This window comes from Microbulbifer mixtoriginis (SeqCode) (genome assembly GCF_052467705.1).
Map to the genome: position 1 here is coordinate 377,857 of NZ_CP174322.1, position 16,332 is coordinate 394,188.

Consider the following 16,332-nt stretch of genomic DNA (forward strand, 5'->3'; position numbering starts at 1 on the left):
CCAGTCCCAATTGAAGGTTCTTTTGCTAGCGGGAATTGATCATTTTGTGTACCATTCCCGCCCTGTTGCCGGTCACGAAAAGCTCAAAAAGCCACCTAAAAACAATGGTAGAGCTGGCTGGATACTAAGGCTTGATATTGAGGGTTGGAGTCAAGCTCCATAAGAGTAGTTTGTCTATTGAATTTTTAATTTCCGATTGGCGAGCTTGGTATGCGGGGGTTTCGGAACCTGCGGACTGGCATCGATGGCACAGTGGCGAGTTAGAACTGCAGGAAGATACCCTGGCTGATGTCTCCTTTCTTCCGGCGATGCTCAGGCGCCGCCTGAGCCCATTGTCTAAAGCCGTATTTAATAGTGCTTACCCACTTCTGCAGCAGAGAGATATCCCCCTGCTGTGTTGCTCTGTGCACGGAGAGGCGATGAGAACTTACTCTCTTCTACAGGGGGTTGCTGCGGAAGAAGATTTATCCCCTACGGCGTTTGGTTTATCAGTACACAATGCGATCGCCGGCCAATTGTCTATAGCGAATAAAGTACGATCTCCAGCTCTTGCTTTAGCGGGTGGTGACTATCCATTACTGGCAGGTTTAATGGAAGCTAACGGTATTTTGCGGGAAGGTGCAAAAGAAATACTGCTGATATTTTGTGAGGAACCCCTGCCAGAAATGTATCACCCTAGCAGCCAAAGTCCCTCAGGTGTTTGTGCTACAGCTTTACTCTTAACCTTACCAGTTGAGGGAAGTAAGGGTACTGGAGTGACTTTGGTAAATTCTTCGAGCGTCAGACTAAAAACGGCATTTGAAGAGGCAGATTATCAGCTACCTCTGATAAGCGCACTTATTAAAAATTCAGGAAAAGTACCTGTTGCCAAAGGGTGGGAGTTACTAATCAATGCAAACTAATTTGGAGTCTGGCAAGAGGTATGATCGGTATTGGTTTAGGCTGATAGCCACTGCCGTTGCGTTTAGTCTATTTGGTTTTGGTGGTCTGATCCTTCGATTTATTTTATTTCCACCTCTCAGAATTTTATACCCTAATGCAAATGTACGTATGCGTAAGGCGAGGTTAATCATACATTATGCTTTCCGTTTGTTTATTGGGTTTATGCACAAAACAGGGATATATACTTATGATTTCAAGGGTGAGATTAAACTGCAAGAGCCCGGCCAATTAATACTGGCTAATCATCCCACTCTTATTGATGTCGTTTTTCTTATATCTCGAATACCTAATGCAAACTGTATTGTAAAGGCGAGTCTATTTCGAAATCCCTTTATGCGTGGAGCTGTAATGACTGCGGGTTATATTCCCAATGATGACCCGGAAAAAATAATTGAGCTTGCCTCAAAATCTTTGAAAAAAGGGGAGTCAGTGGTTTTATTTCCGGAAGGAACCCGCTCTGTGCCAGGGAAACCATTCAAGTTCCAGCGGGGGGCTGCCTATATGGCACTTCGTTCTGGTATTAGTCCGACTCTGGTTACCATTCACTGCAACCCGCCAATGCTGATGAAAAATATCCCGTGGTACAGCATTCCGTTATCACGGCCACATTTTGAATTTGATGTCTCTGAATCTTGGGAGATTCTCAAAATGAAAGAAAAAAGCGAAAGCCCATTGGTAGCCAGGCAAGTTACCCAAGAATTAAAAGCATTTTATACTGAGGAGTGTGCTGCGTGAATGATTTGGTTGAAGAGCTAAAGACACTGATTATTGAGGTTCTAAACCTAGAGGATATTACACCAGAGGAAATCATCGCAGATGAGCCTTTATTTGGTGAAGGTCTAGGTTTGGATTCCATTGATGCGCTTGAGCTAGGTCTGGCATTGCAGAAGAAATATAACATATCTATCGATGCAGAAAATGAAGATACCAAATCACATTTTGCTAGTGTGAACAGCCTGGCAAAATTTGTTAATGGTAGCCGCGCGTAAGAGAGATATGTATGTTGAAAGATAGAGAAGACATTTTTCCAAAATTGACCGAAATCCTTGTTGAGATGTTTGAGGTTGATGAAGAGGATATAACAGAAGAAGCCCACCTTGCTGATGATCTGGATATAGATAGCATTGATGCGGTTGACCTGATAGTTCGTTTAAAAGAGCTTACTGGAAAGAAAATTGCACCTGAAGAATTCAAAAGTGTAAGAACTGTTGGAGATGTAGTTGGTGCAATTGAAAAGGTAATGGCGGAGAAGTGAGTCGATTCGCGCAGCTAATATTGGTCATTGTTCTGACACTGTACCCTGTGGCAATTTATTTTGGCATAGAATACTTGTCTTTAAGTAGTATTCTGTTACTGCTGTTGATTGTTGCGGTTTCAAGGGTATTGTTTGGCGGCGCGAATAAGGCGATTGGCACCAAGCTAATGGCCGTGGCCTTGGCTTTTGTTGTTGGCGTCTCCTGGTTAAGGGGCGATTCAAGTGGACTTCTTTGGTATCCAGTACTTTGTAACCAGATTTTATTTTCACTGTTTTTATACAGTTTGAGTCAACCACAAACATTAGTAGAACGGCTTGCTCGCCTTAAGACTCCAGATTTACCACCTGAAGGTATTCTATATACACGAAAGGTTACCAAGGCATGGTGCCTATTCTTTTTAATTAATGGAAGCCTCGCACTGGCAACTGTTTTAAACGGCGATATGAAAGTCTGGACTCTTTACAATGGCCTTGTTTCATATGTGCTAATGGGAACTATGATGGGCGGTGAATGGCTACTGCGTCGTCGTGTCCAAAATAAGGTGTGAGTTAAGGCCGTGGACAAAGTACAGTTTGAACAAGTGTTTGGTTACTCGAATGACCAAGCAATAGTTAGCTATTCAAGTCGTGGGGAAATTTCTTTCGCCCAATTTAAACGTGAATTGGCATTTATTGAGCGAAAGCTAAAAAAATCCCTTAACGAAACTGGGTCCAAAAGAGCTGCCATTTTCTGTGAAGATAGTTACGAGTTTAGCCTGCTCTTTTTTGCTGCTATGTCTTGTTGTGAAGTCGTTGTTATACCGGCAAATAATAAGCGATTTACCCAGCAAAAACTGGGTGAGCAAACCCTATTACTGGGCAGCTGGGAAGATAGCTCGGCATTTAGTATAAATATTCCGGATCAATGTAGAGAGGAGCTTTCTGTTCCCAGTTGTTTTGATGCTGGTATTCAATTATTCACATCAGGAACCAGTGGTGAACCACAAACCGTTGATAAAACCTTATATCAACTGCTCAATGAGGTTAAGGCCCATAATCTTAAGTGGTCACCCCGGGTAGCTAATACAACTACTTTGGCAACAGTAAGCCATCAGCATATATATGGCTTACTGTTTAAATTACTGTGGCCACTAGCCAGCGGGCGTCGATTTGTTAGTAAGACTTATGTGGATATTGTGGGATTACTCCAAGACGCCCACAAGTGGGGGCCTGCCGTGTGGGTTGCAAGCCCTGCACAGTTAAGCCGCCGTATTTCTTCCTGGCCATGGGCGTTGGGAAAATCCTTGGTAGATATCTTTTCTTCTGGGGGGCCTTTACTGGAAGTAGACGCAAAGGCGATTGATCAGTTGTGTGGAATCCAGCCTATAGAGGTCTATGGAAGCACTGAAACCGGGGGGATTGCCTGGCGTAATCAATTACGTCAGAAAAGTTGGAGTCCACTAAAAGGAGTGAACATTGCAAAAACCAGCAATGGATTACTCAAAGTCTCTTCTCCGTGGTTACCCAAGGAGTTTATTTGTCAGGACAAAGTACAAATAAGTACAGACGGTATGTTTGAACTTAAGGGGCGGGCTGATCGCATTGTTAAGATTGAAGAGAAAAGAATTTCTCTTACACAAGTTGAGTCCCTATTAGTTGGTAGCTCATATATTGTAAAAGCCAATGCACTTGTTCTGGAGCGTAAAAGAAAAATAGTTGCCGCTGTTGCCACACTAACGGAATCCGGGAAAGAACTATTACAAAAGAAAGGAAAGGCTTCTCTTGTTCGTAAACTTAGAGAAACCCTGGCCAAGGATCTTGATGGCGTGGCTGTGCCACGTTCTTGGCGTTTTGTTGATGAAATCCCCGTTAACTTACAGGGAAAAATAACGAGAGACCTGCTAATGCAACTTTTTGATGAAATTCCGGCAGCAATGGTGCCACAGATTATTAGCAGCGAAATATTAGATAATACTCGTGAAGTTAATTTTACGGTTAATGACGATTTGCCTTGCTTGGATGGTCATTTTGAAGGCTCACCGGTAGTGCCGGGAGTAGTACAGCTGGATTGGGCTATGCATTTTGGCCGCCCACTTGTAAAAGCCGGCAGTACGTTTACCCAAATGGAAGTGATTAAATTTAAGCAGTTAATGATGCCCGGTGATGCTGTCACTTTATCTTTGGAGTTCAGCCAGGAAAAGAACAAATTAAATTATTCTTTTCGGAACACTCAAGATGGCAATTTAGAATATAGTAGTGGTAGGTTGTGCTTCAGCCATGTCTAACTTTTGTTTTGTAATACCCGTTTATAATCATGAGGGGGCAATCGCAGAGACGCTAGCATCTCTGGATGACTTTAACCTGCCTTACATTCTGGTAGATGATGGCTGTGATGAACCCTGTAGAATTGAACTGCAGCGGTTAGAGCAGAGCTACGGTTCCCGGGTTCACTTGGTTGTTCGCCAGGCTAATGGTGGAAAAGGTGCTGCGGTAAAAAGTGGTCTGCGAGCTGCGAAAGCGCTTGGATATAGTCATGGAATTCAAGTCGATGCCGATGGTCAACACAGCCCCGCTGATATACCTCAATTCCTAGAGAAAAGCAGAAAGTGCCCTGATTCACTGATTTGTGGCTATCCGCAATACGATAAATCAGTACCTAAAGTTCGTTTGTGGGGACGCTATCTAACTCATGTATGGATCTGGATTAATACTCTTTCTCTGGAGATTAAGGATTCCATGTGTGGGCTGCGTTGTTATCCCTTATCTCGAACTGTAGATTTGTTAGATAACGAGTATACCGGTGATCGAATGGATTTTGATCCAGAGATCTTGGTACGGTGGTATTGGAGCAAAGGCGGTCTCTGCCAGGTACCAGTTAATGTGAGCTACCCAATAGATGGCGTTTCCCATTTCCGGGGATTTGAGGATAACTTCCTTATATCGGCAATGCACACCCGTCTATTTTTTGGCATGTTGGCCAGAACTCTGCGTATTTCGACAGTAGGGCGAAAAGCGTGAGTAATTTACACTGGTCAAAATACCGGGAACAAGGCTTTTTCCTGGGTATCAAATTCTTATTCTGGTTGCACCACTGGTTGGGTCCGATTGCCTTTAAAGTTGCGGTATACCCGGTAGTTTTATGCTATTACCTAAAAAATCAGAGTGGCCGCAATTCGATCCAGGAGTACTTGGAATTATTCACTAAACGCTACCCATCTAGCGGTATAGAACCGAATTGGAAAACCGGATTTAGAATCTTTCTTAATTTTGCTAACAGCGCTAGAGAAAAGCTTGAAGCCTGGTTTGTGGGTATCCCGGATAGTCAGGTAAATTTCCCAGAAAGAGCAGGTCTTCACCAGTTGGCCGCTAGTGGCCAGGGTGGATTAATTATTGGCTCTCACCTCGGGAACCTGGAGGTTTGCAGGGCACTTGGCAGCCTGACAAAGGTACGGGTAAATGTGTTGGTGCATACAAAGCATGCGGTGAAATTTAATCGCATGATGAAGATGCTCAACCCCCTGAGTCAAGTGCGGCTTATCCAGGTGACAGAAGTAACTCCCGCTTTAGCGATGCGACTCTCCGAGGCTGTTGAAGCCGGGGAGCTGGTTGTTATTGTCGGTGATAGAACACCGATTAACTCAATGGGGCGCACCTGCGAGGCAGAATTCCTAGGGCGAAAAGCGCCTTTTCCCCAGGGGCCCTATATTCTTGCTGCGCTGCTCAAATGCCCGGTGTACACACTTTTCTGCCTGCGCAGTACTTCCGGATACGATATTTATATGGAAAAACTCTGCGATCGCGTTGTGATGAAACGCGGTGACAGAGAGGGGCATATTCGCTCTCTTGTCGAGGAGTTTGCACGACGGTTGGAACGCTATTGTCATATAGCACCTTTGCAATGGTATAACTTTTACCCGTTCTGGGATCAGCAAAAATGAATTCAGCAGTACTACAACGAACCCAAATAGTCTTTGATGGCACAGATCTATCTATTGATCAGGTAAATACCATTGCAGCTGGCCGTGGCGATATCTCTCTATCTGATGAAGAGTGCTTTGTCGCAAGGATAAATCGCGGTGCCGAGTTCCTGGATAGCCTTTGGCAGAAGGAAGGTGTGATCTACGGAGTAACCACTGGATATGGTGATTCTTGTACCGAAAGTATTCCTGCAGATCTGGTGGAAGAGTTACCTCATCGATTATTTACCTTCCATGGTTGTGGAATGGGGGAAGTCTTTACTCTTGAGCAGAGTAGAGCGATTGTCGCAGCCCGGATTACCAGCCTTGCAAAGGGCAGTTCAGGGGTCCGATATCGGCTTATGCAGCAATTGGTTCTGTTACTTCAGAAAGACATTATTCCGGTAATTCCCCAAGAGGGTTCTGTGGGAGCCAGTGGCGACTTGACCCCGCTGTCTTATGTTGCTGCGGTTTTGTGTGGGGAGCGCAAAGTTTGGTACCGAGGCCATCATAGAGATACTGCAGAGGTATTCGATGAATTACAGATTGAGCCATTAAAGCTATACCCAAAAGAGGGTTTGGCGATAATGAATGGCACCGCCGCAATGACTGGCTTAGCGTGCTTAGCCTACAAACGGGCAGAATACCTCGCACAGCTGAGTGCTCGTATTACCTCCATGATGAGCGTTGCGTTGGATGGCAATGCCTATCATTTCGATAGCGCGCTTTTTGCAGTGAAGCCTCACCCCGGTCAAAACCAGATTGCAAAGTGGATTCATGACGACCTCAATGTTGGTGCGGCTCCAAGACAAAATAGCCGATTGCAGGATCGCTATTCACTTCGGTGCGCTCCCCATGTAATTGGTGTATTACAGGACTCTCTGCCTTGGCTCCAGCAGTTTATTCATAACGAACTAAACAGTGCCAATGATAACCCGATCATCGATGGTGAAAATGAAAGGGTGCTTCATGGTGGGCACTTCTATGGTGGGCATATAGCCTTCGCCATGGATAGCCTGAAGAATGCGGTAGCAAACCTCTCTGATTTACTGGATCGACAAATAGCCCAACTGGTAGACGTTAAGTTCAATAATGGGCTCCCGGCAAACCTATCAGGTGTAACCGGGCCTCGAAGATCGATTAACCATGGCTTTAAGGCTGTCCAAATTGGTGCGAGTGCCTGGACTGCTGAAGCACTAAAGCAGACCATGCCCGCAAGTGTTTTTTCCAGATCAACGGAGTGTCATAACCAGGATAAGGTCAGTATGGGCACCATTTCTGCCAGGGACTGTATCAGGGTATTACAGTTAACGGAGCAAACAACCGCAGCGGCACTGATGGTTGCTTGGCAGGGCATTCAGCTTCGAGCTCGTAGTGGGGGAGTGGATTTGGAAAAATTATCTACCGCTCTTAATACCACAATCAGGCAGATAGGAGATGAATTTTCTTTTCTGGAGGAAGATAGAGAGCTTGAACAGCCGTTGAGAAAATTTGTTTCGTTAATTCAGCAAAGACATTGGCGCTTATATGAAAACTAATAAATCGATGCGCCCTGAAAAATGGGCGGCGCAAGTTGAATTACAAATTCCTTTCCACGATGTGGATATGATGGAGATAGCCTGGCATGGGCATTATGCAAAGTACTTTGAGATTGCCCGCTGTGCATTGTTTGATCAGTTGGAATATAACTACCAACAAATGAAGGAATCAGGTTTTGCCTGGCCGGTCATAGATTTGCGCGTACGATATGCAAAGCCTTTACGATTTCAGCAATGGATTGTTATTTGCGCTGAGGTTTCTGAATATGAAAATCGATTTAAGATCAATTATACAATAACAGATAGAGATACCGGTGTACGCTTAACAAAAGGACATACCGTACAGGTAGCTGTCGAAATAAGTAGTGCCGAAATGCTGTTCGCATCGCCTCCAATTTTGCTGGAAAAATTGGGGGTAAATTAGTGATGACTGTTACGCGTTTGGTTGTATTTGTTATTTGTTTTCTATTTTCCACAGTAGCTTCTGCTTTAACTTCGGAGCAGCAGGCAGTTTTGCGGGAGATAGAGGAAAATATTGTGTCATCTCCACAGATGCTTGGCACTTTTTCCCAGACAAAGAAGCTGCCGCAGCTGCCAAGGCCTCTAATTTCTTCAGGTGTCTTGGCTATTTCTGAGGAGTTAGGATTAAGCTGGCGAATAGAGAATCCAATAGAATCCCATCGAATATTTAAACTAGATGATGCTGATTCCGGAAATCGGGTCAATAGCAATATTGTAGGAAGTCATGTAGCTGATCCTCTATTAAAGATTATCAGTGGTGATTTTAGTGAGCTGGATCAGACTTTTACGGTGGGACCACAGATCGCAGAAGAGCAATGGAGAATTAACTTAATTCCCAAGCAAGAGGCTTTTAGAAAGGTTATTGAATCGATAGAAGTCGTGGGAGACAAAAAGATTCGGAAAATAGTACTAGCTGAAGCCAACATGGCAATTACTGAAATAGATATTATGAATTTACATTCAGTTGAAGCTAATAACAGTCAACTACTGAGTGAATTCTCAGAAGATAACCAGAAGTAATCCCATGTCACGTCGAGTTGTTATTTGGCTTTCCTTTATTAGTGTAATTATTGGGATAACTGTATTACGCTATCAATCCAGCTGGCTGCAAACAGATATTTTGTTATTAGCTGATAATAACTCCGACTCGGTAAGTAGTGCTGGCATCCAGAAAAAAGTCAGTCAGCAATTACAGGGAAGTTTAATTTGGGTTTTAGTTTCTCAAGGAAAAGAATCACAACGTCTGGCCAGGCATACCCAAGAGTTGGCGCAGAAACTTAAGGCCGCTAAATCTTTAGAGTCTGTTGAATATCGTTGGGCCGATTCTGAAAGCTATAAAGAGGAGTGGGAGCTGCTCTTTCCTCTGCGCCAACAGCTACTCAGTCCTGAAGATAGGGCGTTATTAGACGCTAAGCCAGAGGAACTTATACAGCGTCAATTGAGTAAATTATACGGGCCTGACGGCGCTGGAATCGATTTGGAGAAAGATACTTTCTCAACTTTTCGCAATTACTTTACCGCTGATATTGGAGTTACTCCACAAGTCTTTGATGGAATTCCGGTACATACAGAAGGACATAAAGTTTTTACCCTGCTTTATACGCTGGCAGAACCAGTTGATTTGACTGGAGAGAGCGATATATCACTTCTTTCTTTACAGTCAGAATTAAAGCAATGGGCTCAAAAAAATGGTTATTCGCTGCTGGTAGCTGGAGCCCCCCTGCACACAGAGTATGCTGCTGCTATGGCACAGGATGAAATACGCCTAATTGGCTCTCTTTCGATCCTTGCTATTTGCTGTCTATGTATTGTTGTCTTTCGCTCATTAAAACCTCTACTAGCCTGTACATTCGCAATTCTATGTGGCGTGGTCAGTGGTATATCAGGTGTTATTATCATTTTGGGCCAAATCCATATATTGGCTTTTGTATTTGGTACAACAGTTTCTGGATTGGCAATCGATTACGCATTTCACTTTATTTGTAATAGATTGAGGCTGGGCAAGCCAAAAGATAAGGATATATTACCTGGGCTATTGCTGGGCTTGATATCAAGCTGCTTGGCATTTTTCTCTCTTGCATTAACACCTTTTCCGCTTTTACAACAAATAGGGGTTTTTGTCGGCTGTGGTTTAATAGGGGCTTGGTTGACTGTAATCCTGCTATTCCCAGGCTGGATTAATATCAAGCATAGGCCTTTATCGTTTTCCAGTCAGTTTCCTAAACTCAATATTAAGTACTACCTGTTTCCATTGATTGGGCTGTTGATTTTTGGAGCTGCGGCACTTCATAAAATTCAATTTAATGATGACCTAAAACTGTTTTACCAGCCTCCAGAATTTCTTACACAAGATGAAATAGATCTAAATTCTCTGATTAGAACCCGGCCAGACTCCCGTTACTTTCTGGTTTTTGGTGAAGAGGAGCAACAAGTATTAACACGGGAATGGGAACTTAGAAATCAACTGGACTATTTAGTAGAAAAGGAAGTTATTAGTGGTTTTCAGGGGGTAACCAACCGGATACCTCCAAAAGAGGTTCAAGAAGCTGACTGGAAGTTATTGTCGAAGTTTTACAGTGGGGATTCTGTCAGGTCTTTTTATCAGCAATTGGGTTATTCTGAAAAAGATATTAACCAGCAGATAAGTTCTAAAATACAGCCATTCAATACCTTTAATTTCTCTGAATGGTTGCCAGTTGCTGGTCGGCAATATAAAGGATTATGGTTGGGTTGTGAAAATAATCACTGTTATTCTGTGGTACGTATTTATGGCTTAAAAGAAGATTTGTCATCTTTAGAGTTACTGCCTGGAGTAACCTATGTCGATACTACCAGAAGTATCTCTAATGTGATGTCACAACAGCGTGATCTGTTGTTGCAACTACTGCCATTAATATTCATTGTTGTATTTTTAGTGACGGCAACTAAAACAGGAATAAAGCAAGCCTTAAGTATAGTTGCACTTCCATCCAGCGCAATACTAGGCACCCTGGCGATAGTGATTTTACAGGGATCAGCAATTAATTTATTTCATGTTGCGGCTTTATTACTTGTCTTTGGAATTGGTATAGATTACGCAATATTTAGCCATACAAGCCGGAAAGCAGAGCAGCATTATACCCTGCTGGCGATAGCTATGGCTGGGTTAACAACTTTTTTAGGGTTTGGTTTGCTAGCATTGTCTGGCACACCGGCGATTGCAAATTTTGGGTTAGTCCTGGCTGTGGGCACAGTATTAACTTTGTTGTTGGCATTTCTATTTTTTTGTACACGGGGTAAGGGATATTAGCCAATGAAAGAAATTAAGTCTGACGTTGTTATTATTGGTGCCGGACCTGCTGGAGCTGTAGCCGGTGCTTTGTTGGCTAAAAATGGCTGGAGTGTATCGATCGTTGAGCGAGAGATGTTCCCTCGCTTCTCTATCGGCGAGAGTTTGCTGGCACAGTGTATGGAATCTCTTGAAAACGCAGATATGTTGGAGGCAGTAAAATCCGCAGGCTTCCAATTTAAAAATGGTGCTGCTTTTGAATGGGATGGTGCCCGTACTGCATTTGACTTTCGTGAAAAATTCACACCTGGGCATGGCACAACTTTCCAGGTACAGCGAGCCAAGTTTGACAAAATACTGGCCGATGAAGCTGAGCGCCAGGGAGTAAAGATTTATTATCGTCATTCTATTGTATCAGCTGATATTGCCGAAAATGGTGCGGAACTGATTGCAGAACACAATGGCGAAGACCTTGCTTTCCAGGGCCGTTTTGTTCTGGATGCAAGTGGTTTTGGACGAGTTCTACCAAGATTACTGGACCTGGATCGTCCATCAGAGTTTCCTGTACGTGAATCAGTATTCACACATGTAGAGGACAATATTACTGATAGTAATTTTGACAGAGATAAAATACTTATCACAGTCAATCCCAATGAGAGAGATATTTGGTATTGGTTGATACCTTTCGCCGATGGCAGAGCTTCTGTTGGAGTTGTTGGTGAGAAGGAAAAGATCGCGGCTTGGGGACAGGATCCAGAACAGATCCTGAAAGGTGCTATTTCGGCCGCACCAGAGTTGGCAAAAACTTTACACAACGCAAAATTTGATACCGAGATTCAACGTATTCGTGGATATTCGAGCAATGTAACCAAGCTGGCGGGTCCAGGCTTTGCTCTTTTGGGAAATGCTGGTGAATTCCTTGATCCAGTATTTTCTTCAGGCGTTACCATCGCAATGAAGTCTGCAGAGTTAGCCGCTGAATGTTTACACCGTCAACTCTCTGGAGAGAGCGTTGATTGGGACAAAGAGTTTTCTGTGCCTTTAAAGCAGGGTGTTGAAGTTTTTAAAACGTATGTAAAGGCTTGGTATGATGGTCGTTTTCAGGATGTGATTTTTTATCAGACTGAGCAAAAAGAAATTAAAGGAATGATTTGCTCAATATTGGCAGGTTATGCCTGGGATAAGAAAAATCCTTTTGTTGCTGCTGCAGAGCGTAGATTGAATACACTGGTGGAAATATGCTCCGCTGGTTAGTGCTTTATTTTAGTATCTTTACTCTGGTGGGTTGTATTTCCCCAAGGGTAGAAAAAGATAAGTCTGAAGGCTGGTCTTTGGCGCCTCTTTTAGCTGAGCAACCGCGTCAGATGAATCAACATTTGCGTATTGTTTATCAAAACAATGTGTACGAAGTGATTGCGGCCACCTTGCTCTCTTCAGAGAACATGAGGGTTTCGCTTCTCAGCCCTGAAGGTATGAGTTTGTTAGATATTGCATATGATGGTAATGAGATCAGCACTCATCACTACATGCGTAGAGCGGCAAGTCTGCCACCTGAAAAACTGTTAGCAGACATTCAGTTTGTCTATTGGCCAGTTACTCAGCTGCAGAAACAATTACCTGTTGGTTGGAAGTTGCAAGAGTCCGTAATTGAGGGGAATTATATCCGTCAGCTCTTCCACAATGGAGAAATAAGTACAGAGGCGCGCTACAGTACTAATGATATTTGGGAAGCACAGGTTGAGCTTGAGCACAAACGAATTGGTTACAGGTTAAGCATCAGGAATTTTTAGGTATGACTAATTTCTATCTTAATCATATGGGCATCATCTGTACCCTGGGAAATTCTGCTGAATCGGTAGCTAAACCCCTTTTTAGCGGTGATAGCTCTTTTATGCGACCGGATGAAAACCGATTATTAAACTATCAGGGAAACCTGGGTATTGTGCAGGAGAAGTTGCCAGAATTACCGAGTTCGCTACAAGCCTATCACTGCCGTAATAATCAGCTGGCTTTGGCTGCACTGGGCCAAATCGAATCAGAGATCGGTAGTCTTGTTGAAAGATATGGTACAAGCCGAGTTGGAGTGGTTATGGGAACTTCAACTTCTGGGATCGATTCTGGTGAATCTTACCTCAGTGGTAAAAAAGACACTGGTTACAATTACCGGCTTCAACAGCAAATGGCAGGACTTAGTACTTTTGTCGCAAAGTATCTGGGTGTGCAAGGCGTACAACTTACAGTTTCTACAGCGTGTTCATCCAGTGCGAATGCCCTTGCCAGTGCCCGGCGCCTTCTCTCTACCAATGTTTGTGATGCTGTGGTTGTTGGTGGTGTGGATTCTCTTTGTGGCATGACGATTCGTGGCTTTCATAGCCTGGGGGCACTTAGTGCGGGCCAGACCAACCCCTTCAGCGTTAATCGGGATGGTATTAATCTTGGGGAAGCTGGCGCAATATTTGTGATGACCAAAGAATCTGGGCCTGTGATTCTATCCGGTGTTGCTGCCACGTCTGATGCCCACCATATGTCGGCTCCAGATCCAGAGGGGCGCGGTGCAGAGGCCTGTATGCGCAGAGCACTGGAAAATGCGAGCTTGGATGCAACCGATATTGATTATCTAAATCTCCATGGTACGGGCACACCACAAAATGACTCTATGGAGGCTTTAGCCGTTGAAAGGGTGTTTGGAAGCCAACTGCCTTGCTCTTCCACTAAACCTTTAACCGGGCACACATTGGGAGCTGCTGGTGCACTTGAAGCGGCCTTTTGCTGGCTTGCCCTGCAAAATAATCAACTCCCCCCCCATCAGTATGATGGGCATTATGATCCAGAGATTGTGCGGCTGAACCTTTGCCAGGGCCAAGAAGCTGCTGGAGGATTGCGCTACGTAATGAGTAACTCCTTCGCGTTTGGTGGGAGTAACTGCTCGGTAATTATGGGCAGTCAGAGGTAAAATATATGCAAAAATATACTGCTGGAGAATTGGTTCCACACAGTGGAAATATGTCACTTCTCGATGAAGTAGTTTCAGTAGATGAGGAACAATTGCTGGCAAAATTGCGGGTCCGAGATGATGGAATTTTTTCTCGCAATGGTCGTGTTCCCGCCTATGTGGGAATTGAGTATATGGCCCAGTCAATAGCGGCATTTTCCGGTTACCACGCCAAGGAACGGGGCGAAGAGGTTCGCCTGGGCTTTTTATTGGGTACCCGTAAATTTGTGTCAAATGTTGAAAGTTATCGCTGTGGCGATGAACTGACGATTGAAGTCCAGCGTTTGCTGCAGGCTGAGAATGGCATGGCGACATTTGAGTGTGTAATAAAGGGCCCCTCCATCGAGCAAAGCGCGCGGTTAAATGTATATCAACCGGACAACGTGGAACAGTATTTGAAGGGTAGAAATTAAATGTCTGAGTGGATTTTAGTTACGGGTTCAAGCCGTGGTATAGGTCGGGCAATTGCCCTTCAGTTAGCTGAAGATGGTTATAATATCGTTTTACATTGCCGTAGCCGCCGTGAGCAAGCTGAAGAGGTTGCAGAGGAAATTGCCAAGCTAGGAAGTAAAAGTAGAATTCTTCAGTTTGATATTTCTGATCGGAACCAAACTAAAGATGTTTTGCTAGAAGATGTCGATGAACACGGTTGTTACTATGGGGTTGTATGCAATGCAGGTGTAACTGCTGACAATGCTTTTCCCGCAATGCCTGCCGAGGATTGGGATTCAGTCGTTCACACAAATCTGGATGGTTTCTACAACGTCTTGCATCCCCTGACTATGCCCATGGTTAGACGCCGTGCTCCCGGTCGAATAGTTGTGATGACTTCGGTCTCTGGCGTCGCTGGAAATCGAGGACAGGTAAACTATTCCGCGTCTAAAGCTGGTTTGATTGGTGCGAGTAAAGCGCTCGCACTGGAGCTGGCGAAACGAAAAATCACCGTTAATTGTGTTGCTCCGGGTCTTATTGATACCGATATGCTGGATGAAGATTTGCCGGTTGAAGACATTTTAAAAATGGTTCCAGCCCGCAGAATGGGTAAGCCTGAAGAAGTCGCAGCGACTGTAGCCTTTTTAATGCATGAGCGGGCTGCTTACATTACCCGTCAAGTTATTTCCGTAAATGGTGGTCTCTGCTAATGAAGCGTGTTGTTGTTACAGGAATGGCCGGAATATCTCCTATCGGCCAAGATTGGGAGTCGGTTAGTGAGTCTTTGCAGAGCCGTCGTTCCGGAATTGTTTATATGGAGGACTGGGACAAGTATGAGGGACTTGAAACTCGCCTTGGTGCCCCAGTAAAAGATTTTGAAAAGCCATCTCATTACAATCGCAAACGCGTTCGCAGCATGGGGCGCGTCTCATTAATGGCGGTTCGCGCCAGTGAAATTGCTCTTCAGGATGCGGGATTGTTGGATGACCCCATTCTCAAAAGTGGAGCTGTCGGAGTTTCATATGGCTCGTCAGCAGGCACTCCGTCAGCAGTGGCTGATTTCGGCAATATGTTGATAAATCACCGCACCGACGGCCTTAATGCCACCAGCTATATAAAAATGATGTCTCATACGGCAGCGGTCAATATCGGAGTATTTTTTGGCTTGTGTGGGCGGGTTTACACCACCAGCTCTGCTTGTACTTCTGGCAGCCAGGGAATTGGGTATGCCTATGAAGCGATCCGCAATGGTAGCCAAACTATTATGGTCGCCGGTGGTGCAGAGGAGCTGTGTGCAACTGAGGCAGCAGTTTTCGATACGCTTTATGCTACCTCCACAAAAAATGATACTCCTGAAGCGACCCCGCGTCCCTTTGATAGAAACCGGGATGGTTTGGTGATCGGTGAAGGTGCTGGCACGCTGATTCTGGAGGAGTATGAGCATGCCGTTGCACGTGGAGCCAGAATTTATGCGGAAGTTGTTGGCTTTGGTACAAATTCTGACGGTAGCCATGTTACTCAACCCCAGTCGGGGACTATGCAGGTGGCTCTGGAGCAAGCTATAGCTCAATCTGGCGTAGATGCTAGTGAGATAGGTTATGTCAGCGCACATGGTACTGCCACGGACCGAGGAGATATTGCCGAGAGCCATGCGACTCGCAATGCGTTTGGTCGTGCTGTGCCTATCAGTTCCCTCAAGAGTTATACCGGCCATACTCTAGGTGCCTGCGGCGCTTTGGAAGCTTGGACAAGTATCCAGATGATGCGCAATGGTTGGTTCCATCCCACAATGAATTTGGCAGAAGTTGATGCTGATTGTGCGGACTTGGAATTTATCCAAGGCCCCGGCAAGCACATCGATACAGAATATGTCATGAGTAATAATTTCGCCTTTGGTGGAATTAATACTTCATTAATATTTAAAAAAATTCTTAATTAATAGATGAGTG

General features: G+C 44.5%; 18 protein-coding genes. All 18 read left to right on the forward strand.

Translation table 11 applies throughout. The features are described from left to right. The first annotated feature begins 170 nt into the window (after window positions 1-170). The 18 genes from ACJJIB_RS01775 to ACJJIB_RS01860 are packed head-to-tail and all read left to right on the forward strand — an operon-like array spanning window position 171 to window position 16,322. Complete coding sequence (locus tag ACJJIB_RS01775; RefSeq protein WP_444887662.1) at window positions 171-902, forward strand: beta-ketoacyl synthase chain length factor; 732 nt, start codon at window positions 171-173, stop codon at window positions 900-902. Then, a complete protein-coding gene (locus ACJJIB_RS01780; protein ID WP_444887663.1) occupies window positions 892-1,677 on the forward strand; it encodes a lysophospholipid acyltransferase family protein in 786 nt (261 codons plus the stop codon). Before ACJJIB_RS01775 ends, ACJJIB_RS01780 begins: the two co-directional genes overlap by 11 nt. Next, window positions 1,674-1,931 carry an ApeE family acyl carrier protein gene (locus ACJJIB_RS01785; RefSeq protein WP_444883316.1) on the forward strand — a complete coding sequence of 86 codons (258 nt, stop codon included), beginning with the start codon at window positions 1,674-1,676 and terminating at the stop codon, window positions 1,929-1,931. The genes ACJJIB_RS01780 and ACJJIB_RS01785 overlap by 4 nt, the downstream gene beginning before the upstream one ends. Before the next feature lie 11 nt (window positions 1,932-1,942). Next, window positions 1,943-2,197, forward strand: coding sequence for an acyl carrier protein (locus tag ACJJIB_RS01790; RefSeq protein WP_252084036.1), 255 nt, complete (start codon window positions 1,943-1,945; stop codon window positions 2,195-2,197). Further along, a complete protein-coding gene (locus tag ACJJIB_RS01795; protein ID WP_444887664.1) occupies window positions 2,194-2,745 on the forward strand; it encodes a COG4648 family protein in 552 nt (183 codons plus the stop codon). The genes ACJJIB_RS01790 and ACJJIB_RS01795 overlap by 4 nt, the downstream gene beginning before the upstream one ends. Before the next feature lie 9 nt (window positions 2,746-2,754). After that, window positions 2,755-4,461, forward strand: coding sequence for an ApeI family dehydratase (locus ACJJIB_RS01800; protein WP_444887665.1), 1,707 nt, complete (start codon window positions 2,755-2,757; stop codon window positions 4,459-4,461). Next, window positions 4,454-5,194 carry a glycosyltransferase family 2 protein gene (locus ACJJIB_RS01805; RefSeq protein WP_444887666.1) on the forward strand — a complete coding sequence of 247 codons (741 nt, stop codon included), beginning with the start codon at window positions 4,454-4,456 and terminating at the stop codon, window positions 5,192-5,194. The genes ACJJIB_RS01800 and ACJJIB_RS01805 overlap by 8 nt, the downstream gene beginning before the upstream one ends. Next, entirely contained in the window at window positions 5,191-6,114 is a 924-nt protein-coding gene (locus tag ACJJIB_RS01810; protein ID WP_444887667.1) for a lysophospholipid acyltransferase family protein, read from the forward strand. The genes ACJJIB_RS01805 and ACJJIB_RS01810 overlap by 4 nt, the downstream gene beginning before the upstream one ends. Further along, window positions 6,111-7,670, forward strand: coding sequence for an HAL/PAL/TAL family ammonia-lyase (locus ACJJIB_RS01815; protein WP_444887668.1), 1,560 nt, complete (start codon window positions 6,111-6,113; stop codon window positions 7,668-7,670). The genes ACJJIB_RS01810 and ACJJIB_RS01815 overlap by 4 nt, the downstream gene beginning before the upstream one ends. Continuing rightward, window positions 7,660-8,094 carry an acyl-CoA thioesterase gene (locus ACJJIB_RS01820; protein WP_444887669.1) on the forward strand — a complete coding sequence of 145 codons (435 nt, stop codon included), beginning with the start codon at window positions 7,660-7,662 and terminating at the stop codon, window positions 8,092-8,094. Before ACJJIB_RS01815 ends, ACJJIB_RS01820 begins: the two co-directional genes overlap by 11 nt. 2 nt (window positions 8,095-8,096) lie before the next feature. Beyond that, entirely contained in the window at window positions 8,097-8,711 is a 615-nt protein-coding gene (locus tag ACJJIB_RS01825; RefSeq protein WP_444887670.1) for a LolA family protein, read from the forward strand. Window positions 8,712-8,715: 4 nt separating this feature from the next. Continuing rightward, a complete protein-coding gene (locus ACJJIB_RS01830; RefSeq protein WP_444887671.1) occupies window positions 8,716-10,980 on the forward strand; it encodes an MMPL family transporter in 2,265 nt (754 codons plus the stop codon). Window positions 10,981-10,983: 3 nt separating this feature from the next. Next, window positions 10,984-12,213, forward strand: a complete 1,230-nt coding sequence (locus tag ACJJIB_RS01835; protein WP_444887672.1) for an NAD(P)/FAD-dependent oxidoreductase — start codon at window positions 10,984-10,986, stop codon at window positions 12,211-12,213. Then, entirely contained in the window at window positions 12,198-12,749 is a 552-nt protein-coding gene (locus ACJJIB_RS01840; RefSeq protein WP_444887673.1) for an ApeN family LolB-like membrane protein, read from the forward strand. The genes ACJJIB_RS01835 and ACJJIB_RS01840 overlap by 16 nt, the downstream gene beginning before the upstream one ends. A 2-nt stretch (window positions 12,750-12,751) precedes the next feature. Then, a complete protein-coding gene (locus tag ACJJIB_RS01845; RefSeq protein WP_444887674.1) occupies window positions 12,752-13,912 on the forward strand; it encodes a beta-ketoacyl-ACP synthase in 1,161 nt (386 codons plus the stop codon). Between the two features lie 5 nt (window positions 13,913-13,917). Beyond that, window positions 13,918-14,364, forward strand: a complete 447-nt coding sequence (locus ACJJIB_RS01850; protein ID WP_444887675.1) for a hotdog family protein — start codon at window positions 13,918-13,920, stop codon at window positions 14,362-14,364. Further along, window positions 14,365-15,093 (forward strand): 3-oxoacyl-ACP reductase FabG, encoded by a 729-nt coding sequence (gene fabG, locus ACJJIB_RS01855; RefSeq protein ID WP_444887676.1) that lies wholly within the window; start codon window positions 14,365-14,367, stop codon window positions 15,091-15,093. It begins immediately after the preceding gene. Next, complete coding sequence (locus tag ACJJIB_RS01860) at window positions 15,093-16,322, forward strand: beta-ketoacyl-ACP synthase (protein WP_444887677.1); 1,230 nt, start codon at window positions 15,093-15,095, stop codon at window positions 16,320-16,322. Before fabG ends, ACJJIB_RS01860 begins: the two co-directional genes overlap by 1 nt. Window positions 16,323-16,332: the final 10 nt, after the last annotated feature.